14 protein-coding genes are annotated in these 15212 nt (G+C 60.2%); 6 read left to right on the top strand and 8 right to left on the bottom strand.

Annotated elements, in window-relative coordinates:
* Positions 1-28 precede the first annotated feature (28 nt).
* From AC1RN6_RS00490 to AC1RN6_RS00460, 7 genes are all read right to left on the bottom strand, one after another.
* Positions 29-1507 carry a mannitol dehydrogenase family protein gene (locus tag AC1RN6_RS00490; RefSeq protein ID WP_493002258.1) on the bottom strand — a complete coding sequence of 493 codons (1479 nt, stop codon included), beginning with the start codon at positions 1505-1507 and terminating at the stop codon, positions 29-31.
* Between the two features lie 12 nt (positions 1508-1519).
* Positions 1520-2398, bottom strand: a complete 879-nt coding sequence (locus AC1RN6_RS00485) for an ABC transporter permease (protein WP_493002257.1) — start codon at positions 2396-2398, stop codon at positions 1520-1522.
* Positions 2399-2427: 29 nt separating this feature from the next.
* Positions 2428-3297: an ABC transporter permease gene (locus tag AC1RN6_RS00480; RefSeq protein ID WP_085942288.1), complete on the bottom strand. Its 870-nt coding sequence runs from the start codon at positions 3295-3297 to the stop codon at positions 2428-2430.
* Between the two features lie 5 nt (positions 3298-3302).
* Entirely contained in the window at positions 3303-4403 is a 1101-nt protein-coding gene (locus tag AC1RN6_RS00475) for an ABC transporter ATP-binding protein (RefSeq protein WP_493002256.1), read from the bottom strand.
* 81 nt (positions 4404-4484) lie between these two features.
* The gene (locus tag AC1RN6_RS00470) at positions 4485-5660 is read right to left on the bottom strand and encodes an extracellular solute-binding protein (RefSeq protein ID WP_493003474.1); all 1176 of its coding nucleotides are present in this window, start codon (positions 5658-5660) and stop codon (positions 4485-4487) included.
* A 152-nt stretch (positions 5661-5812) separates the two neighbouring features.
* Positions 5813-7243 carry a glucuronate isomerase gene (gene uxaC, locus AC1RN6_RS00465; protein ID WP_493002255.1) on the bottom strand — a complete coding sequence of 477 codons (1431 nt, stop codon included), beginning with the start codon at positions 7241-7243 and terminating at the stop codon, positions 5813-5815.
* A gap of 147 nt (positions 7244-7390) precedes the next feature.
* The gene (locus AC1RN6_RS00460) at positions 7391-8131 is read right to left on the bottom strand and encodes a FadR/GntR family transcriptional regulator (protein ID WP_050479601.1); all 741 of its coding nucleotides are present in this window, start codon (positions 8129-8131) and stop codon (positions 7391-7393) included.
* Between the two features lie 468 nt (positions 8132-8599).
* Here AC1RN6_RS00460 and cysT point away from each other — a divergent pair, with 468 nt between their 5' ends.
* From cysT to AC1RN6_RS00440, 4 genes are read left to right on the top strand one after another with little or no spacing between them, the layout of a single operon-like run.
* Complete coding sequence (gene cysT / locus AC1RN6_RS00455; protein ID WP_493002254.1) at positions 8600-9463, top strand: sulfate ABC transporter permease subunit CysT; 864 nt, start codon at positions 8600-8602, stop codon at positions 9461-9463.
* A gap of 1 nt (position 9464) precedes the next feature.
* A complete protein-coding gene (cysW, locus tag AC1RN6_RS00450; protein WP_493002253.1) occupies positions 9465-10382 on the top strand; it encodes a sulfate ABC transporter permease subunit CysW in 918 nt (305 codons plus the stop codon).
* Positions 10383-10398: 16 nt separating this feature from the next.
* Positions 10399-11511, top strand: coding sequence for a sulfate/molybdate ABC transporter ATP-binding protein (locus AC1RN6_RS00445; RefSeq protein WP_493002252.1), 1113 nt, complete (start codon positions 10399-10401; stop codon positions 11509-11511).
* On the top strand, positions 11508-12443 hold the full coding sequence (locus AC1RN6_RS00440) for a CysB family HTH-type transcriptional regulator (protein ID WP_493002251.1): 936 nt from the start codon (positions 11508-11510) through the stop codon (positions 12441-12443). Before AC1RN6_RS00445 ends, AC1RN6_RS00440 begins: the two co-directional genes overlap by 4 nt.
* A gap of 65 nt (positions 12444-12508) precedes the next feature.
* On the opposite strand, the gene AC1RN6_RS00435 is transcribed toward AC1RN6_RS00440, so the two are convergent.
* Positions 12509-13534 (bottom strand): SDR family NAD(P)-dependent oxidoreductase, encoded by a 1026-nt coding sequence (locus AC1RN6_RS00435; protein WP_493002249.1) that lies wholly within the window; start codon positions 13532-13534, stop codon positions 12509-12511.
* 122 nt (positions 13535-13656) lie between these two features.
* On the opposite strand from AC1RN6_RS00435, the gene AC1RN6_RS00430 reads away from it, so the two are divergent.
* Both AC1RN6_RS00430 and AC1RN6_RS00425 read left to right on the top strand, forming a co-directional pair.
* On the top strand, positions 13657-14577 hold the full coding sequence (locus tag AC1RN6_RS00430) for a LysR family transcriptional regulator (protein WP_493002248.1): 921 nt from the start codon (positions 13657-13659) through the stop codon (positions 14575-14577).
* Positions 14574-15203, top strand: a complete 630-nt coding sequence (locus tag AC1RN6_RS00425; protein WP_493002246.1) for a tRNA-uridine aminocarboxypropyltransferase — start codon at positions 14574-14576, stop codon at positions 15201-15203. Before AC1RN6_RS00430 ends, AC1RN6_RS00425 begins: the two co-directional genes overlap by 4 nt.
* The last annotated feature ends 9 nt before the right edge of the window (positions 15204-15212 follow it).

Raw genomic sequence — 15212 nt, 5'->3', positions numbered from 1 at the left:
TTTAATCAGGCATTCTTTGCGGCTCTACTCAGGAAATCGTGAGAATGTTCTTTGCATCGATTTTTCCCAGCGCCTGCAGCACGCCTTTGTCCTCGATCCTGCACAAGAATCCCTTCACGCTAGAGACAAATTCAATCCGCATCGCCAGGTCGTTGCCGAACACCGCTTCAATCGCCAGCAGTGCATCGACGCGCTGACTGATGTCGGCAATGCCGGCTGCTGCCTGCAAAGATTCGGCCAGCGGGTCAGAGATCGGATAGGCCAGCCCCGCTTCATCTTCCGCGCGCAGATAACGCATCCAGCCGGCTACCGCAAAACAAAGACGCTCGCACGGCAAGCCTGCGTCGAGACGCGCGCGTATTGTGCCAAGCAGCCGCTGCGGCAACTTTTGTGAACCGTCCATCGCGATCTGTTGCAGACGATGCTTCAACGCCGGGTTGCGAAAACGCGCGACCAGTTCGTCTCGGTATTCGTCCAGTCCTGGGCGCTCCAGCGTCGGTGCGATTTCTTCCGTCATCATGCGCTCGATGAAGCTGCGCAAACTGTCGTCGCGGATCGCCTGATCGACCGTGACATAACCTGCCAGAGAACCGAGATAGGCGAGGCTGGAGTGGCTGCCGTTGAGCATGCGCAGTTTGGCATGTTCGTACGGTTCTGCTTCCTTGACCATGGTGGCGCCGGCCTGTTCCCATGCGGGACGCGGACCGGCGAAGCGGTCTTCGATCACCCACTGCGAGAACGGCTCGGTCACGACCGGCCAGGCATCGTCAACCTTAAGGCGGACGGCGATGGCGGCGCGGTCTTCATCGGTGGTCTTGGGGACGATGCGATCCACCATGGAGTTGGGGAAAGCGCCGTGCTGAGAAATCCATTTCGACAGTTCCGGATCAATGCGTTCGGCAAACGCCAACACCAGCCCGCGCGAGGTATTGCCGTTGGACGGCAGGTTGTCGCAGGATAGTACGGTGAACGGCGGCAAGCCTGCGTCACGGCGCTTCTCCAGCGCGCGCACGATGAAGCCGATGGCCGAGCGCGGCGCGTCGGCATGCGCCAGATCGTGCGTGATATCGGGATGATCGAAGCGCAGCGTGTTGGTCGCCGGATCGTGGCAATATCCTTTTTCCGTCACGGTGAGGCTGACGATATGGCAGTGCGGATGACTCATCGCGGCCAGCACGGCGGCGGGCGACTCCGGCGCTACCAGCGTATCGATGATGGAGCCGATGACGCGAAGCTGCTCTCCCTCGACACCTCTTATCCCCAGTGTGTAGAGATTGTCCTGCGGCGCCAGCGCATCGCGGGTATCGGGACTGCGCAGCGATACGCCGATGATGCCCCAGCGCAGATCGCCTTCCGCCAGCACCGTGTCGGTATAGACCGCCTGATGCGCACGGTGGAAGGCTCCCAGTCCCAGATGCACGATGCCGGGCAGCAGGGCGGCTCTGTCATAGGTCGGCAGAGCCGCCTGCTTGCCGGCCTCCGCCAGGGTTTGCTTGTTCAGCTTCATGATGCGCCCGAATCAGTTTTGCGGATGTTCTTTGACGCGGGACACTAGTTGCGTCGGGCTGACGAAGCGCATCGCGATCAGCAGCCAGATCAGCGTGACGATCATGTAGACCATCGCCATGGCATCGATCGACTGCGAAGCGCGCACGCCTGCGGCAAACACCGAGTAATAAAGCGCCACCACCAGCGTCTGCGTATCCGCGCCGGCGGTCAGGAAGGTCAGCTCGAACATTGCAATCGTGCGCACCAGCACCAGCAGCGAGGCGGCCAGAATGCCCGGCGCCAGCAACGGCACCAGCACATGGCGGAACATCGTGAAGGTGCGTGCGCCGAACACGCGGGCCGCCGATTCCAGATTCGGATCGATCTGTTCGATGAACGGCGTCATGACCAGAATCACGAACGGCAGCGCCGGCAGCAGATTGGCGATGATCACGCCGGGGAGGGTGCCGGCCAGATGCAGTTCATACATCAACGTCGCCAGCGGGATGCCGTAAGTAATTGGCGGGATCATCAGCGGCAGCAGGAACAGGCCCGTCAGCAGTTTCTTGCCGCGGAAATTGCGCCGCGCCAGGGTATAGGCCGCCGGCACGCCGATCAGGATCGATAGCACCACCACCGACAGCACGACCTGCACCGTCACCAGCAGCACGTCGCCGAGCTGGAATTCCTGCCAGGCGGCGGAATACCATTCCAGCGTCCAGCCGTTCGGCAGCCAGGTGCCGAGCCAGCGCTTGGCAACTGAGTTGGTGGCGACCGAGGCGATCATCAGGCCGACGTTGATCAGGAAGAAGGTCATCAGGCCGACTACCAGTCCGCTCCAGGCGCGGCTGGCCCAGTGGGTGCGGCGCTTCGGTGCGGGCTGCCGTGAGATCGATTGCGAAGTCATCATGGGAGAAGTTGTCGTTGCTTGATTCATAATTAACCCTTGCCTCCGGTGACCGGACCGCGATAGAACAGATTGCGCGCGCCGAGCACGATCACCACCACGCCCAGTTGCACCGCACCCATGATCATCGCTACCGCCGAGGCCATGGAATAGTCATAGTTCTCGAACGCCGCTTCATATGCAGCAATCGAAATCACGCGTGTCGCACCGGCCGGCGAACCCAGCAGAACGGCAGATGGAAAAACCGAGAACGCCTGCACGAACGACAGGCAGAACGCCATCGCCAGACCCGGCAGGATCAGCGGAAAGATCACGTAACGGAACTGATTGAAAGGTGTCGCGCCGAGCGTCGCAGCGGCACGCGGCAGCACAGGATCGATGCCGGTGATGTACGACAGGATCAGCAAAAAGGCGAACGGAAAACCCGATATCACCAGCGAGATCACTACACCTGCATAGTTATGCGTCAGGCGGATCGCGCCTTCGTAGATGTGCAGCGTCTGCAGGATCTGTGCGAACCAGCCCTTGGGGCCGAAGTAAGTCAGCATGCCTTCGGCGATCAGCACTGTACCGAGCGTGATCGGGATCACGAGGATGGTGGTGGCGATCTTTTGATACGGCGTCTTGTGGCGCAGGCGATAGGCCACGGGCACGGCGATCAGGATGTTGATCAGCGTTGCCGGCAAGGCCAGTTTGAGCGTCACGCCGATGGTCATCCACAGGTTGTCGGTGCTGAAGAACTTGATGTAGTTCGACAGCATACCGCCTTCCAGCGGCTGAAACGACAGGATCAGACCGTGAATGAACGGATAGACGAATACCGCCAGCATGAAAATCACCGCCGGCGCCGCCATCCACATGGCGGGATCTCGCCAGCGCGAGCCGGCTGTTTGTGAAGACATCAGCATCATGCCACCTGCTCAAAAGGATAAGCCAGCACGCGGTCGGCAGGGACCGATACGCGGATAGTTTCGCCCGGCGATGCCTTGCCTTCAGCGCGGACATAGAGGCGGGTATTGTCTTGCGTGCGCAGCATGAACAGCGATTCGCGGCCATAGTATTCAACCGACTCGACGCGCGCACTGATGCTGTTGCCTGGCGCGGTGCCGTCGGCGCAGATGCTGAATTCTTCGGGGCGGATCGATACGGCGGCGCGGCCGTTCAGGCGCATCTTCGGAATGCCGGTCAGATTGACGCCGGGACCTGCCAGTGTGACGGTTTGCGCATCCTGGCCGACCACATCGAGCACCAGTTCATTGCGATAACCCATAAAGCGTGCGACTGCCAGATTCGATGGTTGGCCATAGACTTCCGGCGGCGTGCCGATTTGCTGGACCTTACCGTCTTTCATGACGACGATGCGGTCGGCCAGCGACAGCGCTTCATCCTGATCGTGGGTGACGTACAGTGTGGTGCGGCCGAGTTCGCCATGGATGCGGCGGATTTCGGAGCGCATTTCCAGACGCAGTTTGGCATCGAGGTTGGACAGCGGCTCATCCATCAGAATCAGCGGCGGCTCGATGACGATGGCGCGGGCGATCGCCACGCGTTGTTGCTGGCCGCCGGACAACTGGCCGGGCAGCTTGTTCATGTGTTGCGCCAGTTGCACCAGATCAAGGGCGCGTTTGACGCGGGTCTGGATTTCAGCGGCAGGCACGCCGCGCATCAACAGGCCGAAGCCGACATTCTTGGCCAACGTCATGTGCGGGAACAGGGCATAGTTCTGGAACACCATGCCGAAGCCGCGCTGTTCAGGCGGCAAGGTATCGATACGGTGATCGTCGAGATAAATGCCGCCGTCCGACAGCGGCAGCAGGCCGGCGATGCAGTTCAGCGCGGTCGATTTGCCGCAGCCCGAAGGGCCGAGCAGGGCGATGAATTCGCCGCGCGCAATATCCATTTGCAAACCATCAAGTGCTGCGACTTGCGGCGCTTCGGTTGTTTTTCCGGTGCCGCCAAAGCGACGTGTGACGCGATCCAGTCGCAATGTCTTGAAGTCAGGTTTCATGCTTGCCTCTTATTGATCGTAATGAGCCGGGTGGCGCGGAATACGTTGTTGCCACCCGGCCTGTCTCTGCTGTGCTTTTGCTTATTTAAATTTTTGAGCGCCGACTTGCTCGTCCCAAATGCGGAAGGCCTTGACCATCACCTGCGCATCCAGCGGTTGCACGTGCGGGAACTTGGCGATCCAGTCGGCGTACTCGGCGCGGCCGAATTCTTTCAGCGTGTCCTGGCTGGCTTGCGGCGCCATCGTCACCGGCACGTTCTTGATCGCAGGGCCGGGATAGAAGTAGCCCTTGTCATAGGTCTGCGCCTGTTGCTTCGGTTGCAGCAGGTAGGCCATCACGTCCAGCACCACGGCTTGCTTGGCGGGAGCCAAGCCCTTCGGCACGATCATGTAGTGCGTGTCGTTGACCCAGGTCATGTTCTTGAAGGCGCCGACTTTGAACTCTTTCGGCACCACGCCCAGCGCGCGCGGGTTGATGTCCCAGCCGGTCACGGTGACGGTCATGTCGCGCGAACCTTCGCCGAGTTCCTTCATCACGGCGCCGGTGCCGCCCGGGTAGTATTCGATGCAGGTGTTGAGGTCTTTCAGGTAAGCCCAGGTCTTATCCCAGCCCTTGACCGGATCTTTCGGATCCTTGTCGCCCAGCAGGTAAGGCAGGCCCATCAGGAAAGTGCGGCCGGGACCGGAGTTGGCCGGGCGCGCGTAGATCAGTTTGTTCGGATTGGCCTTGCACCATGCCAGCAATTCCTGCGGCGTGGTCGGCACTTGCTTGACCTTGTCGGGGTTGTATTCCAGCAGCGGACCGGCAGGCATGAAGGCGACTGCCAGACCCTGGTTGTGCGCCAGTTCCTGCATCTTCTTCACTTCAGGAAGATAGTTCTCGGTCAGCGGCGCAAACTTGGCATTGTTCTCCGGCAGCAGCGTTACCCACAGATTCTGCTCAATGCCGGCGGCCAGGATGTCGGTGCCGCCGAGGACCAGATCGATGTCGCTGCGCTTGGCGTTTTGCATCGCCTTGAGCTTGCTCGGCAGCTCAGGCGCAGGGGCTTTGGTGAAGGTGAATTTGACGTTCGGATGCGCCGTCTTGTATGACTCGATGGCGTCTTGCAGCAAGGCTAGCGAACCGGCGACGTCGACCACGTTGATGGTGACGGCTGCCTGCGCGTGCGCCGCAGGGCTGCCGGCCAGGGCGGCAAGGCCGAAGCCGATGGCAGCAGCCATGACGGTGCGACGGGTCGCTTTGTGCAAGGTGTTCAAAACCTGTTTCATTACTGTCTCCTCCTGGGAATAGATGTTAGGTATCGGGATAAAGCCGACGTCTTAAAACGTTCTGATGCATCTTCAATCCGTACTAGCTATTACTTATTGCTGATTGCTGTTTTGCCGATGTGCTTCTCTTTCAAAAACGGTTACAAGCGATAGGCCTGTTTGGCCAGTCGGTATGTCAGGTCATGCGCCAGCTCGAGCGCTTCGTCTTCGCGCAGGCGATGCTCGGCGACCAGTCGCGCCAGGTAGCCGCAGTCGATGCGGCGGCTGACGTCGTGGCGCGCCGGGATCGACAGGAAGGCGCGGGTGTCGTCGTTGAAGCCGACCGTGTTGGCAAAGCCGGCGGTCTCGGTCGTCAGTTCACGGAAACGGCGCATGCCTTCCGGCGCGTCGAAGAACCACCATGCCGGGCCAAGCTTGAGCGCCGGATACACGCCGGCCAGCGGCGCCAGTTCGCGCGAGTAGCTGGTTTCATCGAGCGTGAACAGAATGATGGACAGGCGCGGATCGAGGCCGAAGCGATCCAGCAGCGGCTTGAGCGCACCGACGTATTCGGTCTGCATCGGAATGTCGAAGCCCTTGTCGCGGCCGAAGCGCGCCAGCATTGCCGGGTTGTGGCTGCGCCAGGAGCCAGGGTGGATCTGCATGACGAGACCGTCTTCGATGCTCATCGCCGCCATCTCGGTCAGCATCTGGGCGCGGAACAGTTCGGCCTCATCGCGGCTGATCTTGCCCGAGAGCGCCTTGTCGAACAGCGCCTTGCATTCGGCCAGAGGCAAGTCGGCGGTGCGCGCGCTCGGATGGCCGTGATCGGTCGAAGTCGCGCCGTGTTCCTTGAAGAAGGCACGGCGGTTGCGGTGCGCGTTCAGATAGCCTTCCCAGGTGCGGGTGTTCTCGCCGGTCAGTTCGCCGAAGCGGGCGACGTTGGCGGCGAAGCCTTCGAATTCGGGATCGATCACCGGGTCTGGACGATAGGCGGTGACCACGCGTGGACGGCCTTTCGCTGTTTGCCAGGGATCGCTCTTCAGCTTGCCGTGATGGGCGAGCGGATCGAGCGGCGATTCGGTGGTGGCGATGACCTCGATGTTGAAGCGTTCGAACAAGGCGCGCGGGCGGAACTCGGAGCGTTGCAAGCAGGCGTCGATATGATCGTAGAGCCGGTCGGCATTGGCTTCGCTCAATCCTTCTTCGAGACCGAACACTTCCTGGAACACATGATCCAGCCACATGGCGGACGGCGTGCCGCGAAACAGCGTCCAGTGTTTCGCCACCAGACGCCAGATGCGGCGCGGATCGGTTTCCACTGCAGCGCCATCGCTGTCTTCACGTGTTGGGATACCGAGATCTTCCAGTTTGACGCCCTGGCTGAACAGCATGCGGAAAACATAGTGGTCCGGCTGGATCAGCAGCGCCGATGGGTTGGGGAAGGCGGCATTCTCGGCAAACCAGCTCGGGTCGGTGTGACCGTGCGGGCTGACGATGGGCGCGTCTTTGATTTCCTGATACAGACGGCGCGCAATGGCGCGGGTGTCCGGGTCAGCGGGGAACAGTCGGTCTGGGTGCAGCAATGGCATGTCGTCTCCTGATTTCCAATGGCTTGCTTGTCCGTTCATTCCGTCCTTGGCTCTGGCGGGTTTGCAGGTTTTGCTTACCCAGGCCTCTGGCGGACGTCATGACGGTTTCTCTTTCTGAATCTGCTGTCGTTTTTGCCTTTTTTGCCCTTACTCCGGGTTATGCGGCATATACGCCTTGCCGCCGCCCCAGCCGCGCGAGAACTCGCTGGTCACGCGTTCGAGGTGGGCATGCATGGCTTTGCGCGCGCCGGCCGGGTCGCGGTCAACGATGGCCTCAAGGATGCGGCGATGGTCGACCAGCGTCTGCTGGCGCAATTCCTCGGTATGGAAGTGCTCTTCCATCTTGATCCACAGACGGCCGCGCTGGTCCCACAGGTTTTCAATCACGCTGACCAGCGCGCTGTTGCCGGTGGCGCGGGCGATCGACAGGTGGAAGGTGCGGTCGGCCTCTTCGTTGTTGGGGCGGTCGTGGTAGAAGCGCTCCATGTCGTTGAGGGCGCGCAGGATGGCGTCGAGCGCGCCGTCGGTGGCCATGCGCGCGGCAATCGCGGCGACTTCGCCTTCGATCATGCAGCGCGCCGACAGAATCTCGAAAGGGCCGGGGCCGATTTCCTGGATGGCCGGCGCCGCGCCTTTCTTCTCAATTACGTAAATCCCCGAGCCGCCGCGCACTTCGATCACGCCGGTCAGTTCCAGCGCGATGAGCGCTTCGCGCACCGATGCGCGGCTGACCTTGAGCTGCGCCGCCAGATCGCGTTCCGACGGCAGGCGCTCGCCGGCGTGAATCTGCTCGTCGCGGATATACGCCTGAATGCGATCGGCGACCACGCGGTAAAGCCGCGTTTCGGGGGCGCTGAGTTCGGCGAGGGCAGTAACGACTTTGAGCATGGCGTGCTTTTCTAAAGGTCGTAAAAAGTGGTCAGGCCATTCTAGGTTGGCCTGACCAATATTGCAATACGGTCTAGCCAATTTATTTCGCGGTTCGCCAAAGTGCCACTGGATGCGGCTTGTAAGGCATTTGAAAGCAGATTTCCTGTTTTGCAAAGTGGTCGACCAATTCTTGTTTTGATAGGTGGTCAGTCGTCGGATGACTATAGCGGAAGCCGCTTTCCGAGAAAAGAGGAGAGATAAAATCGATGCAAATTCAGGCGTTTTTGCGTTCGTCTATATACGTAAATTTTCTATAGACATGCAAAAAAATTCGTTCTCTTTATAACAATGCGGTGCGAATATCGCCACTCATTAGTCGTATTTGTAATAAGAGAATTGGCCGCCACAGGCCGGAAGCCGCTTTCTCGTCGCGCTCCATCGCGTCCATCGAAATCAAAGCGGCTCTCATAAGAAGGAAACACAAGCGTGACCGTGCCGATTGCCCCCCCTGTTGTTAACAAAGCGCCATTCCGGGTGTTGCCGGGCTTTCGCCTGTCGCTCGGTTTTACGCTGTTTTATCTGACATTGATCGTTCTGATTCCTTTGTCGGCAGTGTTCCTCAAGACTTTCACCATGACCTGGGATGCCTTCGTCAGCGCCGTGACCTCGCCGCGCGTGATGGCATCGTACCGTCTGACGTTTGGCGCTTCTCTATTAGCTGCGCTGTTGAACGTGATCTTCGGCGGCATCGTGGCATGGGTACTGGTGCGCTATAAATTCCCCGGCAAGCGCATCATCGACGCGCTGGTCGATTTACCGTTTGCCTTGCCGACCGCAGTGGCCGGTATTGCCCTGACGACGCTGTATTCGCAGAACGGCTGGATCGGCCGCTACCTGGAGCCGCTCGGCATCAAGGTCGCCTTTACGCCGCTGGGCGTGCTGGTGGCGCTGACCTTCATCGGCTTGCCGTTTGTTGTGCGCACCGTGCAGCCGGTGCTGGAAGACGCCGAACGCGAACTCGAAGAAGCGGCCGCCAGTCTTGGTGCGTCGCGTTTGCAAACCTTTGCCCGCGTGATTTTTCCGACGGTGTTTCCTGCGCTGTTGACCGGATTCGCTCTGGCGTTTGCCCGTGCTACCGGCGAATACGGCTCGGTGGTGTTCATCGCCGGCAACATGCCGATGGTGTCCGAAATCACGCCGCTGTTCATCATTACCAAGCTGGAGCAATACGACTACACCGGCGCAACCGCGATTGCCGTGGTGATGCTGATTGTGTCCTTTGCCTTGCTGCTGACCATCAACCTGTTGCAAGCCTGGGTCCGCAAGCGCGGCCAGGCCGAGAAAGTCTGACATGAGCGCCGTCATTACTCCGGGTGTCACTGCCACACCGATGCGCGGCGAGCCCGCTTACGCGCCGGCCGCCACGCTGGAACCTTTGTGGGTGCGCATCGTGCTGGTGGGGATCGCTTTTGCCTTCCTGACCCTATTCCTGTTCGTGCCGCTGGTGGCGGTGTTTTATGAAGGCCTGAAAAAAGGCTGGGACGTCTACGTCGACTCCATCATCGAGCCGGACGCCTGGTCAGCCATCAAGCTGACCCTGATGACGGCGGCGATTGCCGTGCCGCTCAATCTGGTATTCGGCGTCGCCGCAGCATGGTCGATCGCCAAGTTCGAGTTCTGTGGCAAGAACATCCTGCTGACGCTGATCGACTTGCCGTTCTCGGTGTCGCCGGTGATCTCCGGTCTGATCTATGTGTTGCTGTTCGGTCTGCAAGGTTACTTCGGCCCCTGGCTGCGCGAGCACGACATCAAGATTCTGTTTGCGGTGCCGGGTATCGTGCTGGCGACAGTATTCGTGACCTTTCCCTTTGTGGCGCGTGAGCTGATTCCCCTGATGCAGTCGCAGGGCAGCGAAGAAGAAGAGGCCGCGCTGGTGCTGGGCGCTTCCGGCTGGAAGACCTTCTGGCACGTGACTTTGCCCAACATCAAATGGGGCCTGCTGTACGGCGTGATCCTGTGTAATGCCCGCGCCATGGGCGAGTTCGGTGCGGTGTCGGTGGTGTCCGGCCATATCCGCGGGGAGACCAACACGATCCCGCTGCAGGTCGAAATTCTCTACAACGAATTCAATATCGTCGGTGCATTTGCGGTGGCGTCGCTGCTGGCTTTCCTTGCGCTGGTGACGCTGGCCATCAAGAGCTTTATCGAGTGGCGTCTGCACAAGCAGTTGACCGCCCACGTCGCCCATCCCGGCGCGGATCTGGAGTAAGGATTAGGAGTTAAGCATGAGCATCGAAGTCAAAGACATCAACAAGCGTTTCGGCAATTTTGTCGCACTGAACAATGTTTCGCTGAATTTCCCCGCGGGCGAACTGACCGCTTTGTTAGGACCGTCCGGCTGTGGCAAGACCACGCTGCTGCGCATCATCGCCGGTCTGGAGTCGCCCGATTCGGGGCAGGTGCTGCTCGACGGCGACGACGCTTCGGCGCGCCATGTGCGCGAGCGCCAGGTCGGTTTCGTGTTTCAGCATTACGCCTTGTTCAAGCACATGACGGTGTTTGAAAACATCGCCTTCGGCCTGCGCGTCAAGCCGCGCAATCAACGCCCTTCCGAAGCGCAGATACGCGAAAAGGTCACCAGCCTGCTGGAACTGGTGCAGCTGGATTGGCTGGCCGATCGCTATCCGCCGCAATTGTCCGGCGGTCAGCGGCAGCGTATTGCCCTGGCGCGCGCACTGGCGGTGGAGCCGCGCGTGCTGCTGCTGGACGAGCCGTTCGGCGCGCTTGACGCCAAGGTCCGCAAAGAACTGCGCCGCTGGCTGCGCCGTCTGCATGACGAACTGCACGTCACCAGTATTTTCGTCACCCACGATCAGGAAGAAGCGCTGGAAGTGGCCGATCAGATCGTGCTGATGAACAAGGGTAACGTCGAGCAGATCGGATCCCCCAGCGAGGTCTACAACCATCCGGCGTCGCCGTTCGTCTACGGCTTCCTCGGCAACGTCAACCTGTTCCACGGTCGCGTGCACGAAGGCGTGCTGGAAGCGGGCGGCGTCACCTTCGATGCGCCCGATCATGCGCAGGCGCAGGACGAAAAGGGCATCGGCTACGTACGTCCGCATGACCTCGAAGTGGATCGCTACTCGCCCGGCGCCGAAGGCATCGTGGCCCAGCTCAGGCGCTCGCATGCCATCGGCCCGCTGGCGCAGCTGGAGTTGGAGCGTGACGACAATTCCGAACTGATCGAAGCCGTGATTTCCAATGAACGCTTTGCGCAATTGAATCTGAAAGACGGCGAAACGCTGGTGGTGCGACCGCGCCGCCTGCATGTCTTTGTAGATAAGTTCGTCGACAACGCGGCCTCTACCGGGGCTGCACAGAATAAGGATGCACGATGAATTTCCAGCAACTGCGTTCCATCCGCGAAGCTGCGCGTTGCGGCTTCAACCTGACCGAAGTCGCCAATGTGCTGTTTACCTCGCAGCCCGGCGTAAGCCGCCAGATCCGCGAACTGGAAGAAGAACTCGGCGTCGAGATTTTCGAACGCAACGGCAAGCGTCTGATCGGCCTGACCGAACCGGGCAAGGGCATCCTGCACATCATCGAACGCTTGCTGCTGGAAGCGGAAAATCTGCGCCAGGCAAGTCAGGAATACGCCGGCGAACAAAGCGGCACACTGACCATTGCGACTACGCACACTCAGGCGCGTTATGTGCTGCCGCGCGTGGTGCAGGCTTTCCGAGCGGCGTTCCCGCAAGTGAGGATTGCGCTTCAGCAAAGCGCACCGGAACACATTGCCGAGTGGGTGATGTCGGGCAAGGCGGACGTCGGCATTGCGACGGAAGGTCTGAGCCAGTTCAAGGATCTGGTCTCTTTCCCTTGCTATACCTGGAACCACGTCATCGTTGTGCCGCAAGGCCATCCGCTGCTGTCGCTCAAGCATCCGATCACGCTGGAAGAATTGGCCGCACATTCGCTGATTACCTATGACGTCGGCTTCACCGGCCGCGGCCATATCGACGACGCTTTCCGCAAGGCCGGCATCGAGAAAGATATTGTGCTGACGGCCATGGATTCGGACGTGATTCAGCAATACGTCGCACTCGGCCTGGGCGTGGGCATCGTGGCGTCAATGGCGATCGAACAGGGCAAGCATCATGGTCTGGAAGCAATCGAGGCATCGCACTTGTTTGCACAGAACATCACGCGTCTGGCGGTGCGCCGCGGTGCATATCTGCGTGCTTACACCTACGACTTCATCCTGCAGTTTGCACCGGAACTCAAGCGTGCCGATATCGTTGCAGCATTGAATGAGCCGACTTCACATTGATGTGAGGTTAACGCTGTTCTGTTTCATCAAAACCGCCTTCCAATGAAGGCGGTTTTTTTATGCGCTCAAACTGTCGCCGGGCTGCGCAGGTTGGATGTCGGCAGACAACCAAGGCCTTCAAGCGTCGCGCGCACCGCTTCGTCCAGCGGCGTATGCGGTTCTTCGCCGAGCATCTGCAGCAGGCGCTGATTGCTCATGCGTACCGGCTGTTGCCACAGGTAGCGCATTTCCTTCATTTCCTTGAACAGCGGGACGAAAGGTGAGGCCGGCGCCAGCAACCACCATGGAAAGCCGCGTACCGGCAACGACGTATTGCCGACAGCGCGGCGGATGGCATCGATCATCTGCATGCCGTCGGCATCCCAGTGGCCGTGCATCTGGAAGGTGGCAAACTTGTCCAGCACCGCCTCGCGTTCTATCAGGCGCATCATGGTTTCAGCCAGATCGGGCAGGTAAGTCCACTGATGGCCGAGGCCTTGTTTCCCCGGATTGGTGATCGAAACCGGTATCTTGCCCGGCTTGACCAGACATTGCGAAAACCAGTTGCTGCCCGCTTGCGGACCGAAGAAATCGCCGGCACGCACGATCAGGCTGCGCACGCCATCGCCGGAGGCGGCCTGCAGGCGGCGTTCCAGCTCGACGCGAATGGCGCCTTTGCGCGTGACCGGACGTTGCGCAGAGTTTTCACTCAGATTCGGCAAGGCATCCGGGCCGTAGTTGTAGATGGTGCCGGGCAATAAGATGCGCGCGCCGAAATCCTGAGCAGCGGCGATGCTGTTGCCGATCATCGGCAACACCAGCTCGGCCCAGCGCTGGTAGCCCGGCGGGTTGACGGCATGGACGATCAGGTCGACATTGCGTGCGGCAGCAACGACGTCGGCGCGCTGCATGGCGTCGCCTGCTATCCATTCATATTGCTGCATGCCGGGGCGGGCCGCGACCTCGGCGGCGTTGCGATGCAGGGCGCGTACTTGCCAGCCGCGCGCATGCAGCTTGCGCGCCATTTCGCCGCCGATGCCGCCGGTGGCGCCGAGCACCAGGGCGGTCTTGGTTGTTGCGGTTGCATTGTTTGCGTTCGTTGCATTGTTCATGATCTGCTCCGTGGTTGTGGTTTGCTAGTGAGGCCAGTTCGCGAGGCCCAATGAAGCCAGTGTCGGATAAATGGGCATTAAATGGAATTGTTGAAAATAAGTGAGCTGCTATACTTATTTGTATGACTAAACTAGCTGCCGATCCAGGCTGGGAGCTTTACCGTTCCTTTCTCGCTGTACTGACCGAGGGCTCGCTCTCGGCGGCTGCGCGGTCGCTCGGGCTGACGCAGCCGACAATCGGGCGGCATGTCGATGCGCTGGAACAGGCGGTTGGTTTTGCGTTGTTTACGCGTTCGCAACATGGCTTCATGCCGACTGAGGCGGCGCTGAGTTTGCAGCCTTATGCAGAAAGCCTGGCTTCAACCACCGCGGCCCTGATGCGCGCAGCATCGGCGCACGGCGGCAAGGATGCCTCGGCGAAAGGGGGCGTGCGGGGGACTGTGCGCATTACGGCAAGTGAGGTAGTGGGGGCGGAAATCCTGCCGCCCATTCTGGTAAAGCTGAAACGGGCGCATCCCGAGCTGGTGGTCGAGCTGGCCTTGTCGAATCGTGTCGAAGACTTGTTGCGGCGCGAAGCCGACATCGCCGTGCGCATGTTGAGGCCGACGCAGGAAGTACTGGTCACAGGCCGCGCCGGTGCGATCGAACTGGGTTTTCACGCGCACAAAAATTACCTCGCGCAACACGGTGCGCCTAAGAATATGGATCAGTTGATGGAACACACGCTGATCGGGTTCGACAAGGAAACCGCGTTCATCCGCAATGCCGCCAAGGATATCGCCATCATGCGGCGCAGTCATTTCTCCTTGCGCACTGACAGCGATCTGGCGCAACTGGCGATGATCCGCGCCGGCTATGGTATCGGCATGTGCCAGACGCCGCTGGCCAGACGCAACCCCGATCTGGTGCGGCTATTTGCGAAACAGTTTTCCATGAAGCTGGAGACGTGGGTAGTGATGCATGAAGACTTGCGCAACAGCGCGCGCGTGAGCACGGCCTTTGACGCTCTGGTTGAGGGCTTGCAGGAATACATCGCATCATGAATCAAGCCGAGAATACCGGGTTGCCTCCGAGGCGTCCGATGTGCACGCGTTGCCTGCGTGCGCAGAGCAGTTGCATTTGCAGCTGGATCAGGACCCTGGCGCCGGTAGCGCAAGTGCTGATCTTGCAGCATCCGCTGGAAATCCATCAGGCTAAGGGCAGTGGGCGTTTATTGCATCTGAGTCTGCAGGGCAGCAAGCTCGCCAATGGCGAACAGTTTGAGGAAGAGACGCTACGCCGTTTGCTGTATGCGGATGTGGATGGGCAGTCGATACAACCAGTGCTGCTGTATCCGCAGACGCCGGGCGAATCGCCTGCGCGAATCTTGCCGTTGCCGGATTTGTCCACGCCGGCGCGTGTGCGACTGGTAATCCTCGATGCGACCTGGCGCAAGAGCCGCAAGATGCTGTATCTGAATCCCTTGCTGCAACACCTGCCGCGTTTGCCGCTGATCGATCCGCCTGCGTCACAGTACCGCATCCGCAAGGCGCATCGCGCGGATCAGTTGTCGACGCTGGAAGCCACTTGCCATGCGCTGGCGCAGCTGGAAGCCGGCGAGGGTAAGTATCTGCCGCTGCTGCAGGCTTTCGATGGCTTTGTGGCGCAGCAGACTTCTTATATCCCCTAAGATCCGGAC

The organism is Herbaspirillum sp. GW822-FHT03A08, assembly GCF_058801885.1.
Note: the sequence above shows the minus strand (reverse complement) of the source record. Positions and strands in the feature narration are given on the sequence as shown.

Coding starts and splice junctions, on each gene's coding strand:
- AC1RN6_RS00490 (WP_493002258.1), bottom strand. CDS start 1,507: ATGAAGCTGAACAAGCAAACCCTGGCGGAGGCCGGCAAGCAGGCGGCT.
- AC1RN6_RS00425 (WP_493002246.1), top strand. CDS start 14,574: ATGAATCAAGCCGAGAATACCGGGTTGCCTCCGAGGCGTCCGATGTGC.
- AC1RN6_RS00480 (WP_085942288.1), bottom strand. CDS start 3,297: ATGTCTTCACAAACAGCCGGCTCGCGCTGGCGAGATCCCGCCATGTGG.
- AC1RN6_RS00440 (WP_493002251.1), top strand. CDS start 11,508: ATGAATTTCCAGCAACTGCGTTCCATCCGCGAAGCTGCGCGTTGCGGC.
- AC1RN6_RS00475 (WP_493002256.1), bottom strand. CDS start 4,403: ATGAAACCTGACTTCAAGACATTGCGACTGGATCGCGTCACACGTCGC.
- AC1RN6_RS00485 (WP_493002257.1), bottom strand. CDS start 2,398: ATGATGACTTCGCAATCGATCTCACGGCAGCCCGCACCGAAGCGCCGC.
- AC1RN6_RS00430 (WP_493002248.1), top strand. CDS start 13,657: ATGACTAAACTAGCTGCCGATCCAGGCTGGGAGCTTTACCGTTCCTTT.
- AC1RN6_RS00445 (WP_493002252.1), top strand. CDS start 10,399: ATGAGCATCGAAGTCAAAGACATCAACAAGCGTTTCGGCAATTTTGTC.
- cysW (WP_493002253.1), top strand. CDS start 9,465: ATGAGCGCCGTCATTACTCCGGGTGTCACTGCCACACCGATGCGCGGC.
- AC1RN6_RS00460 (WP_050479601.1), bottom strand. CDS start 8,131: ATGCTCAAAGTCGTTACTGCCCTCGCCGAACTCAGCGCCCCCGAAACG.
- AC1RN6_RS00435 (WP_493002249.1), bottom strand. CDS start 13,534: ATGAACAATGCAACGAACGCAAACAATGCAACCGCAACAACCAAGACC.
- uxaC (WP_493002255.1), bottom strand. CDS start 7,243: ATGCCATTGCTGCACCCAGACCGACTGTTCCCCGCTGACCCGGACACC.